Source organism: Marinifilum caeruleilacunae, from assembly GCF_013141825.1.
In the GTDB taxonomy this organism is placed as follows: domain Bacteria; phylum Bacteroidota; class Bacteroidia; order Bacteroidales; family Marinifilaceae; genus Marinifilum; species Marinifilum caeruleilacunae.
Genome location: NZ_RZNH01000024.1, coordinates 46,135 through 71,328, shown reverse-complemented (window position 1 = coordinate 71,328; position 25,194 = coordinate 46,135). Strand labels below are relative to the sequence as shown.

Sequence of the window (25,194 nt, the reverse complement as noted above, 5' to 3'; positions counted from 1 at the left end):
TCTTTACTTCTTATTCCATATTAATGCAGCAGCTCCTAAAACAGCAGCATTGTCCTTTATCCCGGAAGGAAGAACCTGAATTTTACCTTTATAAATTGGCATCAGGTTTTTCTCCAGGGTTTCTCTAACTGGTTCGAATAGAATATCACCTGCCTTTGCAAGACCACCAAATAAGAAAATGGCTTTAGGACTGGTAACAGCAACCACGTTTGCCAATACTTCGCCTAACATTTGAGCTGTGTAAGAAAATGTTTCATTGGCCACTAAATCACCTCGTCCGGCAGCTTCAGCAACCATTTTAGCGGTTAGTTCGCTAAAAGGAATGTCTCGCAATTCGCTTTCGCCAAGATGTCTTGCCAATAATTTGTATACCGATCGTTTTACACCTGTAGCCGAAACATAGGTTTCCAAACATCCTTTTCTACCGCAACCACACTCGCGTCCACTTTTACGAACAATCATGTGTCCTACTTCACCTGCAAAACCATCGTGCCCGTACAAAAGATCACCATTTACAACAATTCCACTTCCAAGTCCTGTTCCTAATGTAATCACCATGAAATTATCCATGTCTTTTGCCGCACCAAATACCTTCTCTCCCATTGCGGCAGCATTGGCATCATTGGTAATCATTACCGGAACATCTAATCTTTGCTTCACCAATTCAACCAATGGAACACTTCCTTTCCATTTTAGATTTGGAGCATTTTCAATTGTACCTGTGTAATAACTTGCATTGGGAGCACCAATTCCAACTCCAACAATGTTTAGAACACCTTCAAATTCATTCAATTTTAATTGAACCAGATCAAATAAGTCATCCAGATATTTATTAATATCATCATGCTTTTGGGTTGGAATACTACCAGAAACCAAACAGTTCCCTTCACGATCAATACATCCAAATACTGTATTGGTTCCTCCTATATCTATGCCTAAAGCAATTTCTTTCATTTCTATTCTTCCCTTCTATTAATAAATATCTTAGTGCTTGTGTCCTTTTAATGCGTAATACAAAATATAAGCATAACACAAAATTGCGATTACAAATGAGTTGGCTAAACCAAAGCTATCTGCTAAAACACCCATAATCATTGGCACTACGGCTCCACCAACAATGGCTAAACAAAGAATACCCGATCCTTGACTTGTATGTTTTCCTAAACCATCAATTGCTAAGGTAAAAATTGTTGGGAACATGATAGAGTTAAATAAACCAACCAAAACAATGCTCCAAAGTGCAACATAACCGGTAGTCATCATGCTTATAACAATTAATACTACTACCATTACCGAATTAAATGCAAGTACTTTGGCAGCCGATATCTTTTGCATTACGGCAGATCCAATAAAACGACCTACCATAGCTCCACCCCAAAATACAGAAACATATGTTGCGGCTTCGGCTTCACCAAATAAATGTAAGCCCTCATCACCAAAGTACATCACCAAAGCACTACCGATTGCGACCTCGGCACCAACATATGTAAATATTCCTATAGCTCCCAAAACCAGGTGGCGAAATTTCCAGGCTGAACCTTCAGCTTTTTCTTCTTCAGCATCCTGAATTTTTGGAAGTTTTACAAAAGCAAAAATTACTGCAATTACTATTAAGGCCAATGCCAAACCAACATATGGCATTTGAACTGCCTCGGCCTTGCCAACTGCATCAGTTGCCGAATTATCAAGGATTAACCATGCACCAAAAATTGGAGCTACTGTGGTTCCTAACGAATTAAAACCTTGTGTCAGGTTTAATCGGCTTGATGCCGTTTCAGGAGTTCCCAATTCTGCAACATACGGATTGGCTGCTACTTGAAGCACCACAATTCCTGAGGCCAACACAAAAAGTGCAAATAAGAAAAAACCATAAGATAAAAAGTTAGCAGCCGGAAAAAACATGGCAGCACCAATACCTGCAATGGTCAAACCGCTTACGATTCCCATTTTATATCCTATTTTACCAATAATCCAACCGGCAGGCAGTGACATTAAAAAATAAGCTCCAAAAAAGGTAAACTGTACAAGCATTGCTTGTGTAATCGTTAAATCGAACAATCCTTTAAGGTGAGGAATTAAAATGTCATTCATACAGGTTAGAAATCCCCACATGAAAAATAAAGACGTAAGCAGTGCCAAGGCACCTTTGTAATTCATTTTTTCTTTGGTTGCAGCACTTCCTGCAGCAATATTTGTATTCAATGAGACCATAATGTAGATTTTCAATCGTTTGTGTGACAAATTTCAATGAATTACAGCAAAGAACATTTTACTATTTTACCATTTGCTTGTACTATATTAACACTGATCTTATTTCACATCAAAAATCATGTTAATTAATTGTTATTCTTGAATAAAAACACACCTGAAACTACATCACCATCCATAAAAACACTATATTAGCACCAAAATTGAAAATCCACTTCAAAAGTGATAAAATAATACAATCATGTCATTAATACGAGAAGAGATTTCCATAAAAAGAGAACATTCATTTCGATCGAAAATAGACGTCTTACCTCACATCGAGGTACCATGGCATTATCACCCGGAATATGAGTTGATTTTTATTGAGAAAAGTCACGGAACCCTGGTCGTAGGTGATTGTATTGATCATTTTAAGGATGGAGACATGATTTTTATTGGTCCGAACACCCCTCATATCATGAAAAATGATGATGTGTTTTACCAAAAGGAATCAGAAGAAAGAGTGATTGCCTGGGTAGTGCATTTTAAGGAAGATAGTTTTGGCAAAGAGTTTTTCCTGCTTCCTGAAATGAAAAGAATTCGTGAAATGCTTACCAACTCGTTCAAAGGAATACGAATTGAAGGAAGTACCAAATACAAGATTATCCAATACCTAAAGAATCTGCACTCATCGGATTATTCGCAAAGAATTATTGTGCTTTTGCAAATTTTGCAACTCATCGCTCAATCGGAAGATCTTGAATATCTGGCTTCTGATAGTTTTGTAGAATCGTTCAAACAAAGCAGCAACCAGAAGCTGTATCAGATTTACGAATATGTGAGCAAAAACTTTCAGCAAAAAATTGAATTGGATGAAGCTGCAAAAGTTGCAAACATGAGTAAAACTGCCTTTTGTCGTTTCTTTAAAAGCAAAACTCAAAAAACGTTCTCGGAGTTCCTGAACGAAATGCGAATTAACTACGCACAAAAACTCCTGGCTGAAGGTAAACTTAGCGTTGCACAAATTGCTTACGAATGTGGTTTTAATAGTCCTTCCTATTTTAACAAACAGTTTAAGGCAAAAACAGGTATAGCTCCTTTGCAACTTAGAGGCAAATCATTAGACTCAATTGCCTAACAACCAAACTAAGGATTCACGTAAAACATCACGCCAATAGTATAAAGCATGGCCCTGATGATGGGTTTCAAATTGATAATCAATTACCGAATTGTTCTGATCCAATGCATTTACAAAGTCTTGGTTTACTCTGTGCCATCCTTCATAAGTTCCTACATGGAGGTATAAACGTACAGGCAAATCAACACTTGCAATTCGATCGCCCAAATCCTCACCTAAACCCTGGTAATTATATAACACGTTTAAGGCACCTGATTGCGACAATACATTGCTAAAAACAGAAGGGTATTCACTTGCTGCATAAATTGAAAATGCCCCACTATTAGAAAGTCCGGCAATTGTTCTGCCCTCTTTGGAATCAACTGTAGAATAGGTAGCATCAATAAAGGGAATAAAATCATGAACCAAATAGCTAAGATACACATCCTTATCTTCGGTAATATAATCTTCATTTCTATAAAACTCGTATTCCGATACCTGGTGATAATCGCAAAATATGGCTATAATAGGTTCAATCTCCTTATGATGAATCATATAATCCAACACATTATTTATTTCCATACTCTTAATGTAATCTTTACCATCCTGAAAATAAATGCATCGATATTCCTGATTCGTGTCGTAAGTCGGTGGCAGATACACATGGTACTTTCTAATCACGTCCCTAACCTGCCCCTCAATTCCAACTTTTCCCGCAAAACTTAAATCTTTAATTACAGTGCCATGCGGAATATCTTCATAGCATTCTACCTCTGGCTGTTCTGGATATTCCGACATTCTAAGTTCAGAGTGTTTCCCCCAACCCGTTAAACCGTAATTAGGGTTTAAAGGATCCAATATTCCTGCTGTTCCATCAACTATATATTCATATTCAAGGCGTGCATCCGCCTCATATTTTTGTCTTAAAATAAACAAATCACTGCCACGGTATTTTACTAAAGGAAGATTTGCACTTTGTTGTCCCCAATAATTGAAATCGCCCGAATATTCAATAGAATTGGCTTCTCCCTTGTATACAAAAATTACTGAATCTCCATTTACAACCGGGAAATCAAACTTCTCACAAATCTCTATAAAATTGTTATCCAGATATACCTGTGCATCCGATGGAAGTAGTGTTTTTAGCTCATCCAAAAGCTCATTAAAAGTGGTTATTTGTGCAATTGATTTTGGTTCTGGCTGTTCCCATGTATAATCATCGTTTTTATCACAAGAACTAAAAAATAGAATCAATAAAATGCCAATCAGAAGTTTGTTCATTATTGTTTTATTAGTGGTTTTTTTCAGGAATTTAAATTATTATTTTTCAGATCATACACCTAGATAGAATTTTGTAAATACTTATCAGTATAAATCTCTACAATACTCAATTAACTCAGCAGCATCCTTATAGGTTTTTGCTGCGTCGATCAGTAGAAATTTCTTTTCTAAATCTCCCAATGCGCCGGCACTTGTGCATATTCGCAGATGTCTCTCTCCTACAACTTCTGCCCCATATTCAGCCGCAATATGTCCAGAAACCAAAGTATTTAATGGCTGCTCTTGTCTATCATCACTGGTAAGTTGCAGCAAGCGATCCACAAACCCATGATAATCTTCACCAAATTGCTTTTCATTACCATTCATTAGGATATCCCACAAAAAATCTCCTTTAGTGGTATTCATAAATTCTGAACCAATCTGAGGATCGAATGTTTTGATACCTTCCAAATGCTTTGTAAAACCATCCTGGTGATTAAAATCTTTCAACTCTTTCAAGGAGATATCACCCTGGTTTTCATACCTATTCGAAGCTCCCGTATGATTAATCAAAGTTCCTCCCTGGGTGCGCAGCATAAGAGGCATATCCATAAAAAAGCGAATCACTTCTTCCCGGCACTTTTGAATGCGATATTCGAACCAGGAAGTAAATTCAAGCTGGCCTTTGGCCAAAGGAATATGGTAGATATGTACAAATTCATGGTTTCCCAATAAGCAGATCACATCACTCTCGGCTTGATTGGCTTTCAAGTCCATCAAATCTTCAATCATCTCCAAAGACTCATCCTTCTGTTTCCCAGGATAGGCATGAATTAAATCACCCAAAAACACCAAATAATCAGCTTTTCCTTTTGCCTTAAGCGTTTGATATACTTTATGCACCTGCCTAAAATCGTATCCATTTCCATGTAAATCGGACACAATCATTAGCTTACCAGAAGAAATATCTCGAATCATTGAAATAAAATTAAATCATAAATCAGCTGTAAAAGTTCTATAAATTTTATAAATTAAAAAAGTCACAACTATTTTTATGTAGAATCTCTTAATTCTTTTATTTATGCTTGAAAAATTACTTAAAAATACCAAAGATTATTTTTGGAGACTAAATCGTGATGGAGATATTGTTCTTGGTCGTTCCGATATCGAGCCAAAAGCAAAAGTAACCTTTACTGTTACAAAAAAATGGGCCAATATTGCCCCTATTGTTGAAGATAGTCCAGGAAATTATATTGGAAAGCCTCAAAACTTTATGAAAAAAAGTAAAGAATACGAACTCATCACAAACTTGGTGAAAGAGGTGAAAGCCTATCTAAAAGATGATCCTAAGATCGATCATGAAATGACCATAGAAAATACCATGAAGTTATTGCAGGATTATTATAGCTAAACATGCTTTTATGCTAAAGTTATTTCTTACATCAATGCTGATTTTTTTGGCATCCTTCAATTCATTGAATGCACAAAGGGTAAAGAAACTTGATGTTGGCGACCTGTTTCCAACAATTGAAGGGGAACTGCTTTCTTCTAAAGAAATTCGGTTACCCGACCATTGTAAAGGCAAAATTTCTTTACTCATTGTAGCTTTTAAAAGAGGAACTCAGCCACAAATAGACACCTGGACAAAACCGGTCATGAAGGAATTCAGCATGTATGAAGATTTTCGTTTCATTGAAATTCCAATGATCAGTAATTTTTACTCATGGATTTCGAATTATATTGATAATGGCATGAGGAAAGGAATTGTTCCGTCCATGCATAAAAATGTGATGACTTATTATGGTCCGCTTTCGGATTATTACAAATATTTCGATGTGGACGATAAAAAACAATGCTATGTGTTTTTACTTAATCGTGAAGGTAAAATTGAATTTATGAGCAAAGGTGAGGCAGAATCACACAAAATTCTTCTGCTATTGGACAAAATAAGAAAGCATCTTAACAAATAATTTTCCCAAGCACTTTTTACGCTTTTTCTCTGATGTTTTTAATAAGAAAACTTACTTTTACGTTTTCAATCAAAAGACAGACAAAATGAACAAAAGAGGATTTGCAAGCGATAATTTTTCCGGTGTTCTACCTGAAGTTTTAGAAGCCATTACCAAAGCGAACGAGGGCCATGTAATGGCGTACGGAGGTGACCATTATACTGCTTCCGCCATCGAAAAATTCAAACAGCTATTCGGCGAGAATATCGATGTTTATTTTGCTTTTAATGGAACAGGAGCCAATGTAATAGGTTTATCGGTCTTAACGCAATCCTACCATTCTATTCTTTGTCCGTCGACTGCACACATTCAGGTTGATGAATGTGGTGCTCCCGATAAATTTACTGGTTGCAAGGTAATTCCTATTGATACACCAAATGGAAAACTTACACCTGAATTGATCAAACCTCAACTTCACGGTTTCGGCTTTGAACACCACTCACAACCAAAAGTAATTTCTATTACGCAGTGTACCGAATTGGGTACTGTCTACACTCCTGAAGAGGTAAAGGCTATTTGCGATTTGGCACACGAACACGATATGTACGTTCATATGGATGGTGCACGCCTTGCTAATGCGGTGGTAAGTTTGGATGTTGATGTAAAAGAGATTACCACCCATGCAGGGATTGATGTATTGAGTTTTGGTGGCACAAAAAATGGGATGATGCTAGGTGAAGCTGTCATCTTTTTCAATCCTGAATTGTCGAAAAATGCCAAGTATATTCGCAAGCAAAGCATGCAACTTTGCTCTAAAATGCGATATATTGGTGCACAGTTCGATGCCATGTTAAGCAATGAACTTTGGCTAAAAACTGCTCGCCATGCCAATGCAATGGCCAAACTTCTAAAAGAAGAGGTTGAAAAAATCCCAGAGGTAAGCATTACGCAAGAAGTACAAACCAATGGTATTTGGGCTTTGGTTCCTAAAGATAAAATTGAGAAACTGCAAGAAGAATATTTCTTCTGGATTTGGGATGAACACGCTGGTGAAGTGCGTTGGTTATGCTCTTTTGATACCACAAAAGAGGACATTTTAGGATTTGTAGACCTTCTAAAAAAAGAACTCTCTGTAAATTAAATATTCAGCTCATATAATTAATACTAAGATTAAACAGCTTTTGACCAATTGTTAGAGGCTAACTGCGTAAAATAATGGCTCACTTACTCGAAAATATTTCTCTTAAAAAGTACAATACATTTGGAATTGAGGCTACGGCCCGATATTTCTTCGAATTCGAACAGGAAGAAGAGATATTGGAATTCCTGAAGGAAAATAACATTGCAGATACTCAATATTTGATTTTGGGTGGTGGAAGCAACCTGCTGTTTACCGAAGATTTTAATGGTTTGGTTTTACATCCTAACATTACTGGAATAGAACTGCTCGATGAAGATGAAGAATCGGTTTTATTGCGCGTGGGTTGTAACGAAGAGTGGGATGAGTTTGTGGAATGGGCAGTGGAAAACCAGCTCTATGGCATCGAAAACCTATCTTTAATTCCTGGAACAATTGGTGCATCGCCTGTGCAAAATATAGGTGCATATGGCGTTGAAGTAAAAGAGGTGATTGAAAATGTAGAAGCCATTTCAATCGAAACCAAAGAGCCTGTCATTTTTAGCAATGCTCACTGTGAATTCGCTTATCGAAATTCAGTCTTCAAAAACGAATACAAAAACCTGTTCATTATTACACATGTACAATTCAGGTTGAAGAAAAAGGCTGAGCTCAAACTTCAGTATGGTGCCATTCAAAAAGAAATGGAAGCCTACGGCGAAATCAATCTAAAGAACTTACGCAAAGCCATTATTAAAATCCGCGAAAGCAAATTGCCAGATCCTGAAGAAATAGGAAATGCGGGTAGTTTTTTTAAGAACCCAATTGTTGATAAAGAAAAAGCCGATAAGCTTAAATCGCAATACGAAAATATGCCCACTTACGAAATTAGCGATATGGAAACTAAATTGGCTGCCGGATGGTTAATTGAACAATGCGATTGGAAGGGTAAAAGATTTGGCGATGCCGGCGTACACAAAGACCAGGCCTTGGTTCTGGTAAACTATGGCAATGCCAAAGGAAACGACATTTTGAAACTGGCAAATGACATCCGCAAATCTGTTCTTATCAAATTTGGGGTGAAATTGGAAATGGAAGTGAATGCGATTTAGAAGGATTTCACACTTAAAATATTATAAAAGAAAATGCAAAGTTCATTACAATAATGATACTTTGCATTTTTCATTTAAATATTCGCTGCAATTTTCTTAGATACAGTATGTTTACCTACTTCATGATTCGTCTCCTATTCAACTCATTCTGATATTTTCTGGCATTGCGGTTGTGCTCGCGAAGTGTTCGTGCAAAAATATGATAGCCTGAAAAATCGGGGTTTGCACAGAAGTAATAATACTTGTGATTTTCGTAATTCAGTACGGCATTTAAGCCAGAAATAGATGCCTGGCGGATAGGCCCTGGGGGCAAACCACGATATTTGTATGTATTGTATGGAGAGTCAATTCTTTTGTGCTTATTCAGTACGCGTTTAATGGTAAAATCGCCCAAAGCAAATTTCAGAGTTGGATCGGCATCCAGTTTTATTTTTCGATTCAGTCGGTTCATGTAAACACCTGCAACGCGGTTTTTCTCATCATTTTTTATGGTTTCCTCATCAACAATTGAGGCCAGTATGCTCACTTCAACAGGCGATAAACCAATTTTTTCAGCTTTCTTTAACCTCTCAGCATTCCAAAATCGAGAGTACTCCTTGTACATTCTATCCATAAAGGCATTGGTAGTTGTGTTCCAATACAGTTGGTAGGTATTCGGAATAAACATTCCAATCACAGTTTCGGGCTTGAATCCATATTTTGAAATTCTATTTTCATCGCGTAAAGCGGTGATTAAGCTCAAAGAGTCAGCTTCGATCTGCTTCGCAATCTTACCGGCAAAATCCTCAAGTGTTCTGGTATTATTAAAGGTCAGCTGAATTGGACTTTGAACACCCGATCTGAGTAGGTTTACCAAATCATTATTACTCATTCCATTTTTGATTTGGTAACGACCACCATGAATGTGATTTGCAAAATTCTTTTTGTCCATGACCCACTCCAGTGAGTTTGCATTTTTAATCCAATCTTCTTGCTCCAAAAGATCAATTACATCAGCCTGTGTTGCAGTAGATGATACATATAGGTATGCAGTATCCTCTCCGTTTAAATCAACATTTGAAGAAAAAATTCGGGTGTATAAATGAAATAGAATTGCTCCTGCAACAATCAGGATCAACATTACTGAAATGAGGAAAATTCTTAATCTTTTAGAACGGATGTCGTTTAATCGCAAAAAGTTTATCATTGCTTAGGTGTTGAATGTAAATGCTAAGTTCGCAAAAATAAAAGAAATTCAGTGCCTAAAATACTCAAACTGCCTAAAAAGCCTTACGCGAATTCAAATTTATACACTTTTAAGTCTAAGTACATGCATTTTTAAATACCGGAAGTAATGCCAAATTATTATATTTGACTCACACAATTATAAACTTACACACATGAACATTTCATCAAATTTCGATAGCGGAAAAATAGAGGTGATCGAAGCTCTTGACCCACAAAATATTCAACTGCGAATTCCTAACGATACGAACTCTGAACATTTTCAGTGGTTCCATTTCCGTTTATCTGGAATGCAGGAAAAAGCTGTAAAAATGTGCATTCAGAATGCCAGCGAGGCATCATATCCCGAAGGATATGACGAATATTATGCTGTAGCTTCTTACGACCGCGAGTATTGGTTCAGAGTTCCTACTTTTTACGATGGAAAACAATTGACCATCGAGCATACTCCCGAATTCAACTCGGTTTACTATGCTTACTTTGCGCCATATACTTACGAACAACATCTTGATTTGGTGCACAATGCACAAATGTCTCAGGAGTGTGAATTGGTATCGATCGGCAAAACCGTTGAAGGCAAAGACATCGATATGTTAATTGTTGGTGAGCCGGATGAAAGCAAGAAGAAAATCTGGGTAATTGCTCGTCAGCATCCGGGTGAAAGTATGGCTGAATGGTTTATTCAAGGCTTATTGGGCAAATTGTTAGATGAAGATGATGCAGTGGCCAGAACCTTACTGAGCAAAGCTGTTTTCTACATTGTACCAAACATGAATATTGATGGTAGTATTGCCGGCAACCTTCGTGTAAACACCAAAGGATTCAACTACAACAGAGAATGGGCTGAGCCTAGCGAAGAAAATAGTCCGGAGGTATTCCACGTTCGTAATTTAATGGATGAATATGGTTGTGACCTAAATTTAGATATTCATGGTGATGAAGCATTGCCGTACAACTTTATTTCAGGCATTGAAGGAATTCCTTCTTTTGATGAAAGATTGAAAAATTTAACGGAAAATTTCATTGGCACATGGATGGATACATGCCCTGATTTTCAGGACACTCATGGCTATCCTAAAAACGAACCAGGAAAAGGCAACCTAGCAATCTGTTCAAAACACATTGGAGAACGATTTAAATGTTTATCTTTGACAATTGAAATGCCATTCAAGGACAATAATGATTTACCAGAACCTGAATGTGGCTGGTCACCAGACCGTAGCATCCTACTTGGAGAATCGGTTCTACAGCCAATTATGAAAGTGGTAGATCACTTAAGATAAGATATTAAAGATTATACTTCTAAGTATATTACTCGAAAGGCCCATGCTTAAGCTTCCGTAAGTGTGGGCTTTTTACTTTTTTTTAACTTTCCAAAACTTTTAAGGCTCGATTCTTGTTCATATTTTTAAACAGAAAGCGATAAAAATATGAGATTCTTCAAATACATCTTAACTCTTACCTTATTTCTTGCCTTGACAAAGGGATATGGACAAGATCTTGATAAAGTAGATCGCATGTTATCCAATTATCCGGCTAATCCAAGTTCAACAGAAGAGCTGGCAAATCGGATCAAGAACGATTTTTCGAATGATTTGGAAAGGGTAAGAGCCATTTACAAGTGGATTGCACTACACGTTGCTTACGACACAAAAGCATTAGGCAAACCACAACGAGTGCGTTTTTCTTATCGAACTCTAGCCGAATTGGAGGCCAAGAAGAAGCAATTCAGAAAAGATTTGGCCTTACAAACATTAAAAAAACGGAAAGCTTTATGCGAAGGCTACTCCACCCTTTTTCAGAATTTGTGCCAACAAATGAATATCGAATGTGAAATTGTTCCGGGTATTGCACGTAGGTTGATTTCCGAAATTGATCGCCAAAATCTGCCATCTAACCATGCCTGGAATGCGGTAAAAATAAACGGCAAATGGTTATTGGTCGATGTAACGTGGGCTGCCGGTTGGGTAGATTATTCAAAAATGAAATTTCACCAAGAATTCTCATCCGCCTACTTTGCTTCAGATCCAAATGAGTTTGCCATGAAACACCTGCCTGATGATCAAAAATGGTTGCTAACAGATAATATTAACAGTAAAGCTGAGTTCGCAAGTCAACCAATTCCTTACAAATATTTCCTGGGTAAAAACATTAAATTATTGAGCCCACAAAAGGGAACAATCAATATGCTTAAATCAACGGGGGTGCAATTCAACTTGCAGAATGTTCCTGCAGATACCGAAATTGCCTATCATTTTAAGCGAGAAAAGTATGGTCAAAAAGTAAAATCTTTCACAAAAGCAGATACGCTCTCATTCAAAATTTATTCAGAATTGAAGGGTAAAGATGAGTTGGTGATCTACTTTAATGGAGAGCCTGCCCTTGGGTACAAGGTGATTGTGAAATAAAAAAAAATGGCTTTACCTGATAATAGGAAAAGCCACATGCTGTATTTTTAATTCTCTTCGCGGAAAAAGAGTTTGTAGTAACTCAAATCGCGGGCTGCATCGTAGCCTTTTTCGATAAACTTACGTTGCCCGTGAATGTAAACATGAAAGTTCTTATCCAACTTTAGCACATGTTTGAAATAGCGCTGCTCACCTTTCACGGCATCCTTGCTAATATCAAAATCATCCTCTATTTGTGTTCCTCTTTCGTTCTGGTAGTATTCCTTGTATTCATCAAAGGCCGAAGCCACCTCAGGTTGCTCAATTACTTCCTGCTTAAACAAATCCTCGTTAAACTCCTTTTTATCCTTAAAAAAGTTAATTGATTTGTTCATCATGTCAATCTGATCAGCTTTGGCAACTTCATTCTCATCGTTGTACACATCACCAATAAAACCTTTACACATGTCCAAATAGTTCTGGGTATGATAGAAATTATCTTCGCGAAGTTTCAAATCCAAGAAGTCTTCCTTCCAGTACAAAGCATCTTTGTTTGGATTGGTTTTATCCACAATGCAAACCTTAAATCCTTCCTCTTTTTCTGTATTAAAAATCAGGCAACCTTTATCTAATTTCTTGATATTGATGCCATTTTCGCAGCCCAGCTCAAAATTATCCTGGCGCTGGTATACTTTTAGGAAGGTATCTTTATTTTCCGATTTGAAAATTCCCAGGGCATTACAAACTTCACCATCGACCACGCAGCCCGAAAAGGCCACAAGATAAAACTCCCCGCCTTTAATGTTTGGATGGTTCGATTTTTCGTACAGGTGAACTGCAATATTTGTAGATTGATCGTAGAAGCTTTCATTGTTCTCAAAAAATTCTGAAGCATAGCAGTACACCTCGTTCATGTTAATTCCTGCTTCGTTCTGAAAATGATAGAACTCCTCCTTGTTAAAAGCTGTAAGAAAATACTTTAGCAATACATCTCTCACATCTTCATCGTCAATTTCTATTTCCGATTTGGAAAGTTTTAGATCTTCTTCAAGGTGTTTGTTTCCAACATTGTGAACCACAATGCGATCCAGGTTTATCTCTTCAAAATTAAACATATGGTACTTTTTTAAGAACCTGACAAAGATACTCACTTTCGTTAAATATCAATTCATTTCTATAATGAAGAAATGCAGGATTAAAGGTAAAGGGCAACTGGCATTCAATTGTTGGACCTTTTTAAGCCATAAGTCTATTTCTTTCTCTGTTTTCGATACAATAAATATCCAACAATAAGAATCCACAGAATTGTTAATCCAGCAATGGGAATAAATAAAATGTACATTTTACCAAAAATGTATTGGTAAATGCGCCCGGTATGAACTTCCAGACAAAGATTCCATAGCGACATGCGACTTTCCTGAATATTCAAAGGCATTGGTGTAAAACCTGTATCGTCACTTAAATTTCCCGCACCCAAATTGTAATCGAAAAGTATCTCTCTCCCATCCTTGTCTTTTAAATAACCAGCAATTGGATGAGTTGCAATGGGTGGTCCCATTCTTCGAACCGGAACATGAGGGCGTTTGGTGATATAATCGAATAAGAGATTTCTCTCGGGCATCCAATAGAATATTCCGCTAAAGGATCCAACCAGGAATTGATCTTCTCCAACCTTCTCCAGCACATTCACACCCATCACCGAAACTGGTGGCTGATTATCGAAGCTTTCAGGTGCCGTTTCAAAGAAGTTATCGCTGTAATAAATGCCTTCGTTGGTTGCTAGAATTACCCGATTCGAGTGCTCGTCATACAAAACCCTTCTCAATTGATCGTACCATGGATTGGGGTTATCGAGATGGGTGAAAGGAATTTTATCGACTCTGCTGCTGGCTATGGCAATGAGCAAAGGCGGACGAAGAAACATCCCGGTAAGGGTGGTTAAAATCAGAAAAATGATTAACCAATTCCCGAAATGATTGTGCCATTTCAAATTGAATTTTAGGAAGTTGATTTTTCTTTTGGCATCTCCTCCTTTTTTCTTGATTCTCTTAATCCAGTTGGGAAAAAAGAAGTAAACCAAACCACTAAAACAAAGAAACAGGAATATCAGACCAATAAAATCAACAAAGAGCTTTCCAAACAGCCCAAAGGCTTCACCACTGTGAATTTCCCACAAGGTTTTAAACAGGCTTGTTTTTCCATCATAGTCTGTACTTGCCGGAATGGGAACAACTTCGAAAGTATTGCCACTTTTTTTTAGTAGATTGCTTCGGGTTAACAAATACAAGTCGTTATCAATCTCCATAAAATCAACCACTCGCTCTTCATCTACAGGCAATTCAAGTTTATTCCATTTCCGATTTTGGTATTGATATAGGCCAAATAAAGTTCCGGCAAACACCTCTCCTCTTTTCGTCTGAATTATTTTCTCAACCTTTCTATTGTCAATTCCTTTGGGAAATCCTGTATTGAATTCGACAAAAGATTTCAAATTATCTGAACTTTCCCAAACTCCAATATTCCCGTAGATCAATGAAGTACCATCCTGGAGGTGAATTGCCGATTTTACAGCAGCTTTGTTCCAGTTTTGATACTGGTATTCAGAACCCAGGTATTTTCGATTTACTTCGCAGGAAGAAAACAAGGAACGGTGGTTCATGATAATCCCGGAAAGGGAAAATAAAATGATAAAAAGTGTAAGCAGCAAGGATGGCCACTTGTGGTATTTTTTCAGAAACTGAATTGTCTTGCTTTTCGCCATATCGTAAAGATAACAACATAAAAAAACTGCCTGAAAGAACGGCAAGTGTTTCTATCAGACAGTTTTTTTCTTTAACCCTAAAATTAAACTAAACCATTACAGGTAAGTGAAAATTGCGCCCGGTACAAACCCACTCTCATCAAACTTCACCCTGGGCGCAATTCTATCAATTCAAACTAAATACTAGTTCAGGAACATTTTCATGTCTTCGTCTACAGTACCAATTCCACCAATTCCGAAAGTATCAACCAATACTTTTGCTACGTTTGGTGACAAGAATGCTGGCAATGTAGGTCCTAAGTGAATGTTCTTAACACCCAGGTGTAGAAGAGCTAATAATACGATTACTGCTTTTTGCTCGTACCATGCAATGTTGTATGCTATTGGAAGTTCGTTGATATCGTTCAACTCAAATACTTCTTTCAATTTCAATGCGATAACTGCCAATGAGTATGAGTCGTTACACTGACCTGCATCCAATACTCTTGGAATACCTCCGATATCACCTAATTCAAGTTTGTTGTAACGATATTTAGCACAACCTGCAGTCAAAATCACTGTATCTTGTGGTAATTTAGCAGCGAATTCTGTATAGTAATCACGACCTTTCATTCTACCGTCGCAACCAGCCATTACAAAGAACTTACGAATCGCTCCTGATTTTACAGCATCAACAACTTTATCAGCAACTTGCATTACCTGGTTGTGAGCAAATCCACCAACGATTTTACCCTTTTCGATCTCTGTTGGAGCCTGGCAAGTTTTCGCCAATTCAATAATTTCTGAGAAATCTTTCTTTCCGTTTTCATCAGCAGCAATGTGCTTGAATCCTGGGAAACCAGATGCACCAGTTGTAAATACTTTATCCTGGTAAGTTGAACTTGATTTTGGAGGAACAATACAGTTGGTAGTGAACAAGATTGGTCCGTTGAAAGTTTCGAACTCTTCGTTTTGTTTCCACCATGCATTACCATAGTTTCCTACAAAGTGTTCGTACTTTTTAAATGCTGGGTAATAGTTAGCTGGCAACATTTCAGAGTGAGTGTAAACATCAACACCAGTTCCTTCAGTTTGCTTTAACAATTCTTCCATGTCTTTCAAATCGTGACCCGAAATCAAGATACCTGGTTTGTTGCTAACGCCAATATTTACTTCTGTTACTTCAGGATTTCCGTATGCAGATGTATTTGCTTCATCCAAAGTAGCCATTGCAGTTACACCATTAGCTCCACACTTCATAACCAATCCTACTAAATCGTCAGCAGAAAGTGTATCGTCGATAGTTGCTACCAAAGCTTCTTGCATGAAAGCATACATTTCTGCTTTTTCGAAACCTAGGTTATAAGCGTGCTCAGCATAGGCTGCCAAACCTTTCAAACCGTAAGTTAACAATTCACGTAATGAACGAACATCTTCGTTTTCTGTAGCCAAAATACCAACTACGCGAGCTTTTGCATCAAAATCATTTTCTGAATCAGCAAACCATGTTGCAGAATGATGAAGATCACCGAAAGAAACACCAGCTTCTTCAGCTTGTTTTTTAATTTCTTCTTTTAGTTTTAATCCTTCGCGAATTGCTTCAACGAATTTTACTTTATCGAAGTTTGCGTTTGTGATAGTCATAAACAATCCGTTCATAATGAAATTGTTTACCTTATCATTCTCAACACCAGCTTCGCGAGCTTTTACACTGTACTGTGAAATTCCTTTCATTACGTACATAAGAAGATCCTGGATGTTTGCAACCTCATCGGTTTTACCACAAACCCCTTGAATAGTACAACCAGTTCCCTTGGCTGCTTCCTGACATTGATAACAAAACATGCTCATAATAGTATTTTTTAGTGTTATTTATTTAGTTTATTCAGTTTCAAATTCGTGTCGAATGGGAAGTTATTTCCTTTTGACATTACAAATATCCGACATTCACCACCTAAAAAGTGTAACGGATGTTACAAACACTAAAAAAATCAGATTTTTTTATCTTTTTTTCCTCTAAGCATGTTTTGGAGACAAAAAATCCCAACCGAATTTCGATTGGGATGGCTTATATATTTTATTCGTTAAAGTCTTTTAAACATTCTTTTGAGTTTTTCTTTTAACTCACATTTCGATTTTTTATAACTGGCCAATTGCGTTTCTGTTAACACCTCACTAAAATCATTCTCCTTTTGTAATAAGCTATCGCGAACTGCTTGCATACAAGGAAAACCAGCTTTCTCGGTTGTTAATCGATCTATTTCTTTTTCACATTCAAGATTCAGTTCTTTTACTTTTAGGATTTGGTCGGTGCTCAAATCTAACTTTTCAGTCATCCATTTAGTAATGACATCTGCTCTTTTCTCAGCCTCCGAAATTTTCTTAGCGCTCAAATTAACACTTAGAAACACAAATAATAGAATCAAACTTCCTTGTACCAACTTCATAAACTTCACTTTTAATTCTAAAATATACACACTTCTACAAACGTATGCTTTCGAGAAATGTTTTACAATTCGATAGAAAAATATAAAAAAAACGAGAATTCAACAAACAGATTCTCAATATTATGCACTTGCAAAATACATACCAAAGATATCGATAAAACTCTTATAAATAATAAAGTTAAGTATGCTATTTATTAAGAAATAATTAATAATTTGCGCTTTCTTTTATATCGGATCTGTACTATTATTGTTCTTAAATACAACAGTTGATATAATACATCGAAGCAATTGTGAAGTTGAATGAATTAACAGAATGAATATGAAATCGATAAATATATATGCCGATACAAAAGCTCTAATTTTTGATTTGGATGGAACCCTGGCCGATACAATGCCCTTGCATTTTGAAGCCTGGAAAAAAGCTGCTGAAATCTTGAATGTTGAATATTCATTTGAATTTTTATCAGCTTGTGCAGGAATGCCATCAGCCAAGATTATTGAGAAGCTAAATAGAGAATACAACCATTCTATTGATCCGCAGGAATTCTCCGTGATTAAAGAAGAATTTTTTGCTAAGGAGATGCATAAAATAACCGAAATTAAACCTGTAACTGACTTGGTTTACAAATACCACAAGCAACTTCCAATGGCAGTGGGCACAGGAGGTAAAAGGAATATCGCCCAGGAAACCATGGAGATTCTTGGTTTGGACAAGTACATTCCGATATTGGTGAGTGCTGACGATGTTAGCCTACACAAACCAGAACCAGAAACCTTTTTAAAGTGCGCCGATTTAATGGGAATTGATCCTAAAAATTGCCAGGTTTTTGAAGATGGATTGTTGGGTATACAGGCAGCTGAAAAAGCAGGAATGATGGTTACCGATGTCACTCCATATTACTAAATCAATAACTCTACATCATGTTTAAAAAATTACTCTTACTGATTTCTGTTGCACTTGTTCTTTTCTCGTGTAGCGAACAAAAAAAGGAGTACACACTTGCTTTTTACAATGTCGAAAATTTATTCGATACCATTAATCATCCGGTAAAATGGGACGATGATTTTACACCTGAAGGAAAGCTAAAGTACAGCACCCAACGTTATGGGGATAAACTTGAAAAACTTTCAAAAGTATTGTCGTCTATAGATACATTAAGTTTACCAACAGTAATTGGTCTATGTGAAATTGAAAATCGTTTGGTGATTGAAGATTTGTGCAAAGAAGATGCCTTAATTGCTGGAAATTATAAAATTGCACACACCGAAAGTCCTGATAAAAGAGGGATTGATTGTGCTTTAATCTATAAAAGTGACGACTTTAAATACCTAAATCACGAAGCCATTGGCATACAATTTCCCTGGGAACCAGATTATACAACAAGAGACATTCTGCATGTAGAAGGTATTTTAGGCAAGAAAGATACGGTTCATATTTTTGTAAACCACTGGCCTTCGAGAAGAGGTGGGCAAGAAAAATCGGAGAAGAACAGAGTTTTTGTTGCTGAACAGCTGAGAAAATCAGTAGATAAAATTCAGGATAAAAATCCAATGGCAAAAATCATTATTATGGGTGATTTTAATGATGAGCCTAACAACATTTCGGTAACAAAATCGCTTCAGGCAAACAATGCCAAAACAGCTGAAAATACCGAAGAATTGCACAATCTGATGTACGATTTATTCGAAGCAGGCCAAGGTTCGTACAACTACAGGGGCGACTGGAACATGCTGGATCACTTAATTGTTTCAAAATCACTAATCGGGAATAAAAATGGTTTAAGTACAACTTATGGTTCGGGTAATCTGTTTACCGAAGAGTGGATTTGCTACAAAAACAAAAATGGTGTTTTAGTGCCAAGTAGAACTTATGGCGGACCTAATTATTACGGAGGATACAGCGATCATTTTCCTGTTTACTTCAAAATTACCGAGTAAACTTCAATAAAAAATACAGGTGCCGGCCAAATCAAATGGTCGGCATTTTTTGTGCAAAAAATATTTCAGCTTCATCTGTTAATAATTATTTAAATCATGTTTGTTTCATAATGTTTCTCTATTTTTAGCATTGCTTTGTAGTAAAGAAAGAAGGGATTCATGGATTTTAAAATAGTATCGAAATTTAAGCCAACAGGCGATCAGCCGGAAGCCATAGAAGAGTTGAGTAATGGATTGAATGATGGTTCTCCGTTTCAGACCCTTTTAGGGGTAACTGGTTCGGGTAAAACCTTTACGGTGGCCAATGTAATTCAGGAAGTTCAAAGACCTACCCTGGTATTGAGCCATAATAAAACCCTGGCTGCCCAATTGTATGGCGAGTTCAAGAATTTTTTTCCAAACAATGCAGTAGAATACTTTGTTTCCTACTACGATTACTATCAGCCGGAAGCCTATTTGCCCGTAACTGATACATATATTGAAAAGGATCTTTCCATAAACGATGAAATTGAAAAACTCCGACTTAGCGCTACCTCGGCCCTTCTTTCGGGAAGAAAAGATGTAATCGTTGTTTCTTCGGTTTCCTGTCTGTACGGTATTGGTAACCCCGATGATTTTCACAACAATGTTACCGTTTTGGAAAAAGGCCAAACTATTTCACGTAACAAATTGCTTCATGCCTTTGTTGATGCGCTTTATTCAAGAAATGAGGTGGAGTTTGAGCGTGGCCATTTTAGGGTGAAAGGTGATACGGTAGATATCTATCCTGCTTACGCTGATTTTGCCTACAGAATTATTTTCTGGGATGATGAAATTGATGAAATCTACTCTTTTGATCCGATTAATGGACTCAAAATTGAAGATTATGAAAGGGCAACCATTTATCCGGCCAATATCTTTGTAACCAGTAAAGATCGTGTTCAATCGGCCATCCATCAAATTCAGGATGATATGGTTGCGCAAGTGGCTTTTCTAAAAGAGATTGGAAAACACCTGGAGGCCAAGCGACTGGAAGAAAAGGTGAGCTTCGATTTGGAAATGATTCGAGAGCTTGGACACTGTTCAGGCATCGAAAACTATTCACGATATTTCGATGGAAGACCTGCCGGAACTCGTCCATTCTGCCTGATCGATTATTTCCCGGATGATTTTCTGATGGTAATCGACGAAAGTCATGTTACCATTCCACAGATTCGCGCCATGTATGGTGGCGACCATTCCCGTAAAATTAACCTGGTAGAATATGGATTCCGCTTACCGGCTGCACTGGATAACAGACCTTTAAAATTTGAAGAATTTGAAGAAGTTACCGATCAGACCATTTATGTGAGTGCTACACCGGCCGATTATGAACTGGAAAAGTGCGAAGGTGTAGTGGTTGAACAGGTAATTCGCCCAACAGGTTTGCTTGATCCGCAAATTGATGTTCGTCCGAGTTTAAATCAGATTGATGATTTGATTGCTGAAATTAACGAGCGAACTGAAAAAGATGAACGTACACTGGTGACAACACTAACCAAACGAATGGCAGAAGAGTTATCGGAATATTTCGCAAATATGAGTATTCGCTGTCGCTACATTCACTCCGATGTTGATACGCTGGATCGTGTAAAAATAATGGAAGACCTTAGAAATGGGGAGTTCGATGTTTTGATTGGTGTAAACCTGCTTCGTGAAGGTTTGGATTTGCCGGAAGTATCGCTTGTTGCCATTCTGGATGCCGACAAGGAAGGATTTCTTCGTTCAACAAGATCACTGATTCAGACTTCGGGTAGAGCTGCACGTAATGTAAATGGTAAGGTAATCATGTATGCCGACAAGATTACCAAATCGATGAAAGAGACCATTGATTCTACAAACCACAGGCGCGAAAAGCAGTTGGCTTACAATGAAAAGCATGGAATAACGCCACAGCAAATTGTCAAATCGAAGAAAAGCATTATCAATCAGGCTCAAAAGGTAGATGAAAATGTTTATGCCGGACCTGAAACGGTTGAGATTGCTGCCGATCCGGTTGTTCAGTATATGAGTAAGGAAAGTTTGGAGAAGAGCATTGAAAAGACCAAGAAACTCATGCAAAAAGCTGCCAAGGATATGGATTTCCTTCAAGCTGCACAGTACAGGGATGAGATGTACAAACTCCAGGAACAGTTGAAGGAAAAGACCTCAAAATAGAGCAATAAAAAAGCAGTTTCTTTCGAAACTGCTTTAGTTATCTCGCGGGAAATCTTATCCCAAATATGATTTCAATAATTTGCTTCGGGAAGTATGACGCAAACGACGAATCGCTTTTTCTTTAATCTGACGAACACGCTCACGTGTCAATCCAAATTTTTCGCCAATTTCTTCCAAGGTCATTTCTTGAATTCCAATACCGAAGAATAATTTAATGATATCGCTTTCTCTCTCGGTAAGAGTAGCTAAAGCTCTATCAATTTCTCTGGTTAAGGATTCATTCAAGAGACTTCTGTCTGCGATTGGAGAATCATCATTCACCAATACGTCCAACAAACTGTTGTCCTCTCCGTCAACAAACGGAGCATCGACAGAAATGTGACGACCTGAAACACGTAGGGTATCTGCAACTTTATCTGCAGGTAACTCCAAGGACTCTGCTAATTCTTCAGGAGATGGCTTTCTTTCATGTTCTTGCTCGAATTTCGAAAATGCTTTGTTGATCTTGTTCAACGAACCAACCTGGTTCAATGGTAATCGAACGATTCGAGACTGCTCTGCCAAAGCCTGAAGGATAGACTGACGAATCCACCATACAGCGTAAGAAATGAATTTAAATCCACGAGTTTCATCAAACTTTTCTGCTGCTTTAATCAATCCCAAATTACCTTCATTGATCAAGTCAGGTAGACTCAACCCTTGATTTTGGTATTGCTTAGCTACAGAAACAACGAAACGCAAATTCGCTCTGGTTAACTTTTCCAAAGCTCTTTGGTCGCCTTTTTTGATTCGCTGCGCCAATTCAACTTCTTCCTCAACTGTAATAAGATCTTCTTTACCAATCTCTTGCAAGTACTTGTCTAAGGAAGCACTCTCACGATTGGTAATTGATTTGGTTATCTTTAATTGTCTCATAGTCCCTTTTCATCGAAAATATTTCGCAAAATTAGACTTTTTAATAAAAAAAGTCAAAATTAATTGTCATTTTATTCGAATATTTATATTTTTCTCGTTTGATTTCTATTCATCACCCTTCAAAGAAAAGGCATAATACTTCACGCTGCCGTTGGGATAGATGCCTGAAATAAATACACCTCCATCCTTAACGTCCTGCAACGCCTCTTCAATATCATTAATCTTATAAATTGGTGTGTTGTTAATTTTGTAAATTATAAACCCCTCTTTCACATTCTCCTCCTTCAACTTACCACTACGCAGATTCTTCACTTTTACTCCCCTATTAATTTGAAGTCGATACTTCTCTTTCGAGCTGATTGGTTCAAAATCGGCACCAAGGAAAGATAAGTCCCTTGATTTTAACACGTTGGTATTTCCTAACCTATTACGTAAAACAACATCAAATTGTTTCCTTTTGCCATCTCTTTTTATTAAAACTTCGATTTCATCGCCCGGACGGTACTTGCTCACCTGCTCTTGTAACTCGGCACCTGAGTTAACTTCCTTGTTATTAATTTCAAGAATAACATCACCTTCTTCTATTCCAACTTCACCAGCTGCACCACCCTCAGTGGTTTCATCAACATAAACACCTTCTATCCTTTCCAATCCTTTTTCTTCTGCCAAACCGGCATCTACAGACCTAATAACAACACCAATCATTGCTCGTTGTACTTTACCAAACTCTTTTAAATCAGCAATTACTTTCTCTACAATGGTTACGGGTATCGCAAACGAGTAGCCTGAGTAGGAACCTGTTCTGGATTCAATTGCGGTATTAATCCCCACGAGTCTTCCCTTGGTATCAACCAGGGCTCCTCCACTGTTTCCAGGATTTACAGCAGCATCGGTTTGCAGGAATGATTCAATACTCATTCTGTTATTCATGATGCCCAGGTTTCTGGCCTTGGCACTAATAATACCTGCAGTAACGGTAGAGGTAAGATTAAAGGGATTACCTACAGCCAGAACCCATTCTCCCAATTTTAACTCGTCGGAGTTTCCAAAGTTCATGAATGGTAGATCTTCTTCATCAATTTTTATCAAAGCCAAATCGGTATAAGGATCCTGTCCTATTAATTTGGCTTCGTAAGATCTTTTATCCTGTAAAACCACATTAATTAAATTCGAACCTTTCACAACATGATTGTTTGTTACGATATATCCGTCATTAGAAATAATTACTCCGGATCCAGACCCTAAACTTGGTTGCTGTTGGTATCCTCTCTCACTATTCCCAAATAGAAAATCGTAAAATGGATTCGATTGATATTCTCCCTTTGTATATAAGGTTTTAACGTGTACAACTGATTTTACAGACGATTCAGCTGCAAAAGTCAAATCGATTTGTCCGGTAACAGTTGTGGGTAAAGTCGCTAATTGAATGGCATTAGGTTCCTGAACAGTAATGATTTTCTCTTCTCTATCAACGAACAACACAAATAAAATAATGGCAATTCCACCACCGAAAACTGCAGTTAAAACTCTTCCAAAAAACAATTTAGCTTTCATAATGCAATAAAAATTTTTAAGAGTGAAACTTTGGATCAATCTTATTGGTGAAATCCACATTCTGTTTCGAACATAAAAAGTTACGAAATCAGATTCACATAGTCAACAGTTATTTCCAAGGAAGCTACTTTCATCAAAATGTTAGACTTTTCACTTTCCGAAATAGGGGGAAAACCAATAAGATTCTTACTTTTATCCTACAATTTTAACGATATAAGTTTAGAAGTGTTTTGCATTTTAACGTATTTAACACTCTTTAACAGGATTACACAGCAATGCAGATTGAATTTTGGAAATACCAGGGAACAGGAAACGATTTTGTTCTTATCGATAATCGTAATAACATCATATCTCCGGACAATAAAGAATTGGTTGAAAAACTTTGTCACAGAAGGTTTGGAATTGGGGCCGATGGTCTGATGCTGCTTGAAAATGCAGATGGCTATGATTTCAGAATGCGCTACTTTAATTCAGATGGTGGTGAAGCGAGTATGTGCGGTAACGGAGGAAGATGCATTGTTGCCTTTGCATACCACTTGGGCATTATTAAGGATAAAACTGTTTTTATTGCTGTTGATGGTGAACATGAAGCATTGGTTGAAGATAAAGGATCATATATACAGGTAAGCCTTAAAATGATTGATGTTTCGGGAATTGAGCATGAAGACCAGCATTATTATATGGATACAGGTTCGCCTCACTATGTAGAGTTTATCGAATCCCACGAAAATTTTGACACCTATTCGAAAGGCAAAGCAATACGCTACAACGATCGTTTTGCAAAAGAAGGTACAAATGTGAATTTTGTTTCATTCAACGATTCAGGCATTCAGGTAAGCACCTATGAACGCGGAGTTGAAAATGAAACCTATTCGTGTGGAACTGGTGTGGTTGCTTCGGCCATTAGTTCTGGTTTTGAAAAAGGCAAGGAACAGTTTAATATACAAACCAAAGGAGGCCTTTTGGAAGTAAGATTTGAAAAAATCGACGCTCAAAACATCAAAAATGTGTGGTTAATTGGTCCTGCAACAAAAGTATTTTCCGGAACTATAAATGTTTAATGTCCAGGTTT

At 37.3% G+C, this 25,194-nt stretch carries 22 protein-coding genes; 11 read left to right on the top strand and 11 right to left on the bottom strand.

What is annotated here, in order from left to right; genetic code table 11:
* Positions 1-3: 3 nt before the first annotated feature.
* Both ELS83_RS14075 and ELS83_RS14070 read right to left on the bottom strand, forming a co-directional pair.
* Entirely contained in the window at positions 4-954 is a 951-nt protein-coding gene (locus ELS83_RS14075) for an ROK family protein (RefSeq protein ID WP_171596198.1), read from the bottom strand.
* A gap of 30 nt (positions 955-984) precedes the next feature.
* Positions 985-2,211 (bottom strand): sugar MFS transporter, encoded by a 1,227-nt coding sequence (locus ELS83_RS14070; protein ID WP_171596197.1) that lies wholly within the window; start codon positions 2,209-2,211, stop codon positions 985-987.
* Between the two features lie 238 nt (positions 2,212-2,449).
* On the opposite strand from ELS83_RS14070, the gene ELS83_RS14065 reads away from it, so the two are divergent.
* Positions 2,450-3,325 (top strand): AraC family transcriptional regulator, encoded by an 876-nt coding sequence (locus ELS83_RS14065; RefSeq protein WP_171596196.1) that lies wholly within the window; start codon positions 2,450-2,452, stop codon positions 3,323-3,325.
* Here the strand turns inward: ELS83_RS14065 and ELS83_RS14060 are convergent.
* Positions 3,314-4,585 (bottom strand): alpha/beta hydrolase-fold protein, encoded by a 1,272-nt coding sequence (locus tag ELS83_RS14060; protein WP_171596195.1) that lies wholly within the window; start codon positions 4,583-4,585, stop codon positions 3,314-3,316. The two genes, ELS83_RS14065 and ELS83_RS14060, sit on opposite strands and share 12 nt — an antisense overlap.
* 84 nt (positions 4,586-4,669) lie before the next feature.
* Entirely contained in the window at positions 4,670-5,542 is an 873-nt protein-coding gene (locus ELS83_RS14055; RefSeq protein WP_171596194.1) for a metallophosphoesterase family protein, read from the bottom strand.
* A 103-nt stretch (positions 5,543-5,645) separates the two neighbouring features.
* On the opposite strand from ELS83_RS14055, the gene ELS83_RS14050 reads away from it, so the two are divergent.
* The 4 genes from ELS83_RS14050 (at position 5,646) to murB (ending at position 8,742) form a co-directional block, all read left to right on the top strand.
* On the top strand, positions 5,646-5,975 hold the full coding sequence (locus tag ELS83_RS14050) for a hypothetical protein (RefSeq protein ID WP_171596193.1): 330 nt from the start codon (positions 5,646-5,648) through the stop codon (positions 5,973-5,975).
* 10 nt (positions 5,976-5,985) lie between these two features.
* On the top strand, positions 5,986-6,534 hold the full coding sequence (locus tag ELS83_RS14045; RefSeq protein ID WP_171596192.1) for a hypothetical protein: 549 nt from the start codon (positions 5,986-5,988) through the stop codon (positions 6,532-6,534).
* A gap of 85 nt (positions 6,535-6,619) precedes the next feature.
* Positions 6,620-7,654, top strand: coding sequence for a threonine aldolase family protein (locus tag ELS83_RS14040; protein WP_171596191.1), 1,035 nt, complete (start codon positions 6,620-6,622; stop codon positions 7,652-7,654).
* A 74-nt stretch (positions 7,655-7,728) separates the two neighbouring features.
* A complete protein-coding gene (gene murB / locus ELS83_RS14035) occupies positions 7,729-8,742 on the top strand; it encodes a UDP-N-acetylmuramate dehydrogenase (protein ID WP_171596190.1) in 1,014 nt (337 codons plus the stop codon).
* A 115-nt stretch (positions 8,743-8,857) separates the two neighbouring features.
* On the opposite strand, the gene mltG is transcribed toward murB, so the two are convergent.
* The gene (mltG, locus tag ELS83_RS14030; protein ID WP_171596189.1) at positions 8,858-9,928 is read right to left on the bottom strand and encodes an endolytic transglycosylase MltG; all 1,071 of its coding nucleotides are present in this window, start codon (positions 9,926-9,928) and stop codon (positions 8,858-8,860) included.
* 193 nt (positions 9,929-10,121) lie between these two features.
* Between mltG and ELS83_RS14025 the strand changes: the two genes are divergently transcribed.
* Both ELS83_RS14025 and ELS83_RS14020 read left to right on the top strand, forming a co-directional pair.
* Positions 10,122-11,249: a M14 family metallopeptidase gene (locus ELS83_RS14025; RefSeq protein WP_171596188.1), complete on the top strand. Its 1,128-nt coding sequence runs from the start codon at positions 10,122-10,124 to the stop codon at positions 11,247-11,249.
* Positions 11,250-11,396: 147 nt separating this feature from the next.
* Positions 11,397-12,374, top strand: coding sequence for a transglutaminase domain-containing protein (locus tag ELS83_RS14020; protein WP_171596187.1), 978 nt, complete (start codon positions 11,397-11,399; stop codon positions 12,372-12,374).
* 47 nt (positions 12,375-12,421) lie between these two features.
* Here ELS83_RS14020 and ELS83_RS14015 read toward each other — a convergent pair whose 3' ends face one another.
* The 4 genes from ELS83_RS14015 to ELS83_RS14000 form a co-directional block, all read right to left on the bottom strand.
* Entirely contained in the window at positions 12,422-13,468 is a 1,047-nt protein-coding gene (locus tag ELS83_RS14015; protein ID WP_171596186.1) for a nucleoid-associated protein, read from the bottom strand.
* Between the two features lie 134 nt (positions 13,469-13,602).
* Complete coding sequence (locus ELS83_RS14010; RefSeq protein WP_171596185.1) at positions 13,603-15,114, bottom strand: PepSY-associated TM helix domain-containing protein; 1,512 nt, start codon at positions 15,112-15,114, stop codon at positions 13,603-13,605.
* A 183-nt stretch (positions 15,115-15,297) separates the two neighbouring features.
* On the bottom strand, positions 15,298-16,944 hold the full coding sequence (gene hcp, locus ELS83_RS14005; protein WP_171596184.1) for a hydroxylamine reductase: 1,647 nt from the start codon (positions 16,942-16,944) through the stop codon (positions 15,298-15,300).
* A gap of 233 nt (positions 16,945-17,177) precedes the next feature.
* Positions 17,178-17,540, bottom strand: coding sequence for a hypothetical protein (locus ELS83_RS14000; RefSeq protein ID WP_171596183.1), 363 nt, complete (start codon positions 17,538-17,540; stop codon positions 17,178-17,180).
* Between the two features lie 319 nt (positions 17,541-17,859).
* On the opposite strand from ELS83_RS14000, the gene ELS83_RS13995 reads away from it, so the two are divergent.
* The 3 genes from ELS83_RS13995 (at position 17,860) to uvrB (ending at position 21,653) form a co-directional block, all read left to right on the top strand.
* The gene (locus tag ELS83_RS13995; protein WP_171596182.1) at positions 17,860-18,444 is read left to right on the top strand and encodes an HAD family hydrolase; all 585 of its coding nucleotides are present in this window, start codon (positions 17,860-17,862) and stop codon (positions 18,442-18,444) included.
* Positions 18,445-18,461: 17 nt separating this feature from the next.
* The gene (locus ELS83_RS13990) at positions 18,462-19,478 is read left to right on the top strand and encodes an endonuclease/exonuclease/phosphatase family protein (protein ID WP_171596181.1); all 1,017 of its coding nucleotides are present in this window, start codon (positions 18,462-18,464) and stop codon (positions 19,476-19,478) included.
* 159 nt (positions 19,479-19,637) lie between these two features.
* Positions 19,638-21,653: an excinuclease ABC subunit UvrB gene (gene uvrB / locus ELS83_RS13985; protein ID WP_171596180.1), complete on the top strand. Its 2,016-nt coding sequence runs from the start codon at positions 19,638-19,640 to the stop codon at positions 21,651-21,653.
* Between the two features lie 54 nt (positions 21,654-21,707).
* On the opposite strand, the gene ELS83_RS13980 is transcribed toward uvrB, so the two are convergent.
* Positions 21,708-22,568, bottom strand: a complete 861-nt coding sequence (locus tag ELS83_RS13980) for a sigma-70 family RNA polymerase sigma factor (protein ID WP_054719691.1) — start codon at positions 22,566-22,568, stop codon at positions 21,708-21,710.
* Positions 22,569-22,673: 105 nt separating this feature from the next.
* On the bottom strand, positions 22,674-24,122 hold the full coding sequence (locus tag ELS83_RS13975; RefSeq protein WP_171596179.1) for a S1C family serine protease: 1,449 nt from the start codon (positions 24,120-24,122) through the stop codon (positions 22,674-22,676).
* Positions 24,123-24,397: 275 nt separating this feature from the next.
* Here ELS83_RS13975 and dapF point away from each other — a divergent pair, with 275 nt between their 5' ends.
* On the top strand, positions 24,398-25,183 hold the full coding sequence (dapF, locus tag ELS83_RS13970; RefSeq protein WP_171596178.1) for a diaminopimelate epimerase: 786 nt from the start codon (positions 24,398-24,400) through the stop codon (positions 25,181-25,183).
* The last annotated feature ends 11 nt before the right edge of the window (positions 25,184-25,194 follow it).

What these genes read in the sequence shown, in the direction of transcription:
- ELS83_RS13990 (WP_171596181.1), top strand. Translation starts at nt 18,462, where the DNA reads ATGTTTAAAAAATTACTCTTACTGATTTCTGTTGCACTTGTTCTTTTC.
- ELS83_RS14070 (WP_171596197.1), bottom strand. Translation starts at nt 2,211, where the DNA reads ATGGTCTCATTGAATACAAATATTGCTGCAGGAAGTGCTGCAACCAAA.
- ELS83_RS14050 (WP_171596193.1), top strand. Translation starts at nt 5,646, where the DNA reads ATGCTTGAAAAATTACTTAAAAATACCAAAGATTATTTTTGGAGACTA.
- ELS83_RS14025 (WP_171596188.1), top strand. Translation starts at nt 10,122, where the DNA reads ATGAACATTTCATCAAATTTCGATAGCGGAAAAATAGAGGTGATCGAA.
- ELS83_RS14075 (WP_171596198.1), bottom strand. Translation starts at nt 954, where the DNA reads ATGAAAGAAATTGCTTTAGGCATAGATATAGGAGGAACCAATACAGTA.
- hcp (WP_171596184.1), bottom strand. Translation starts at nt 16,944, where the DNA reads ATGAGCATGTTTTGTTATCAATGTCAGGAAGCAGCCAAGGGAACTGGT.
- ELS83_RS13995 (WP_171596182.1), top strand. Translation starts at nt 17,860, where the DNA reads ATGAAATCGATAAATATATATGCCGATACAAAAGCTCTAATTTTTGAT.
- ELS83_RS13980 (WP_054719691.1), bottom strand. Translation starts at nt 22,568, where the DNA reads ATGAGACAATTAAAGATAACCAAATCAATTACCAATCGTGAGAGTGCT.
- dapF (WP_171596178.1), top strand. Translation starts at nt 24,398, where the DNA reads ATGCAGATTGAATTTTGGAAATACCAGGGAACAGGAAACGATTTTGTT.
- ELS83_RS14020 (WP_171596187.1), top strand. Translation starts at nt 11,397, where the DNA reads ATGAGATTCTTCAAATACATCTTAACTCTTACCTTATTTCTTGCCTTG.
- ELS83_RS14015 (WP_171596186.1), bottom strand. Translation starts at nt 13,468, where the DNA reads ATGTTTAATTTTGAAGAGATAAACCTGGATCGCATTGTGGTTCACAAT.
- mltG (WP_171596189.1), bottom strand. Translation starts at nt 9,928, where the DNA reads ATGATAAACTTTTTGCGATTAAACGACATCCGTTCTAAAAGATTAAGA.
- ELS83_RS14045 (WP_171596192.1), top strand. Translation starts at nt 5,986, where the DNA reads ATGCTAAAGTTATTTCTTACATCAATGCTGATTTTTTTGGCATCCTTC.
- ELS83_RS13975 (WP_171596179.1), bottom strand. Translation starts at nt 24,122, where the DNA reads ATGAAAGCTAAATTGTTTTTTGGAAGAGTTTTAACTGCAGTTTTCGGT.
- uvrB (WP_171596180.1), top strand. Translation starts at nt 19,638, where the DNA reads ATGGATTTTAAAATAGTATCGAAATTTAAGCCAACAGGCGATCAGCCG.
- ELS83_RS14060 (WP_171596195.1), bottom strand. Translation starts at nt 4,585, where the DNA reads ATGAACAAACTTCTGATTGGCATTTTATTGATTCTATTTTTTAGTTCT.
- ELS83_RS14040 (WP_171596191.1), top strand. Translation starts at nt 6,620, where the DNA reads ATGAACAAAAGAGGATTTGCAAGCGATAATTTTTCCGGTGTTCTACCT.
- ELS83_RS14010 (WP_171596185.1), bottom strand. Translation starts at nt 15,114, where the DNA reads ATGGCGAAAAGCAAGACAATTCAGTTTCTGAAAAAATACCACAAGTGG.
- ELS83_RS14065 (WP_171596196.1), top strand. Translation starts at nt 2,450, where the DNA reads ATGTCATTAATACGAGAAGAGATTTCCATAAAAAGAGAACATTCATTT.
- ELS83_RS14000 (WP_171596183.1), bottom strand. Translation starts at nt 17,540, where the DNA reads ATGAAGTTGGTACAAGGAAGTTTGATTCTATTATTTGTGTTTCTAAGT.
- murB (WP_171596190.1), top strand. Translation starts at nt 7,729, where the DNA reads ATGGCTCACTTACTCGAAAATATTTCTCTTAAAAAGTACAATACATTT.
- ELS83_RS14055 (WP_171596194.1), bottom strand. Translation starts at nt 5,542, where the DNA reads ATGATTCGAGATATTTCTTCTGGTAAGCTAATGATTGTGTCCGATTTA.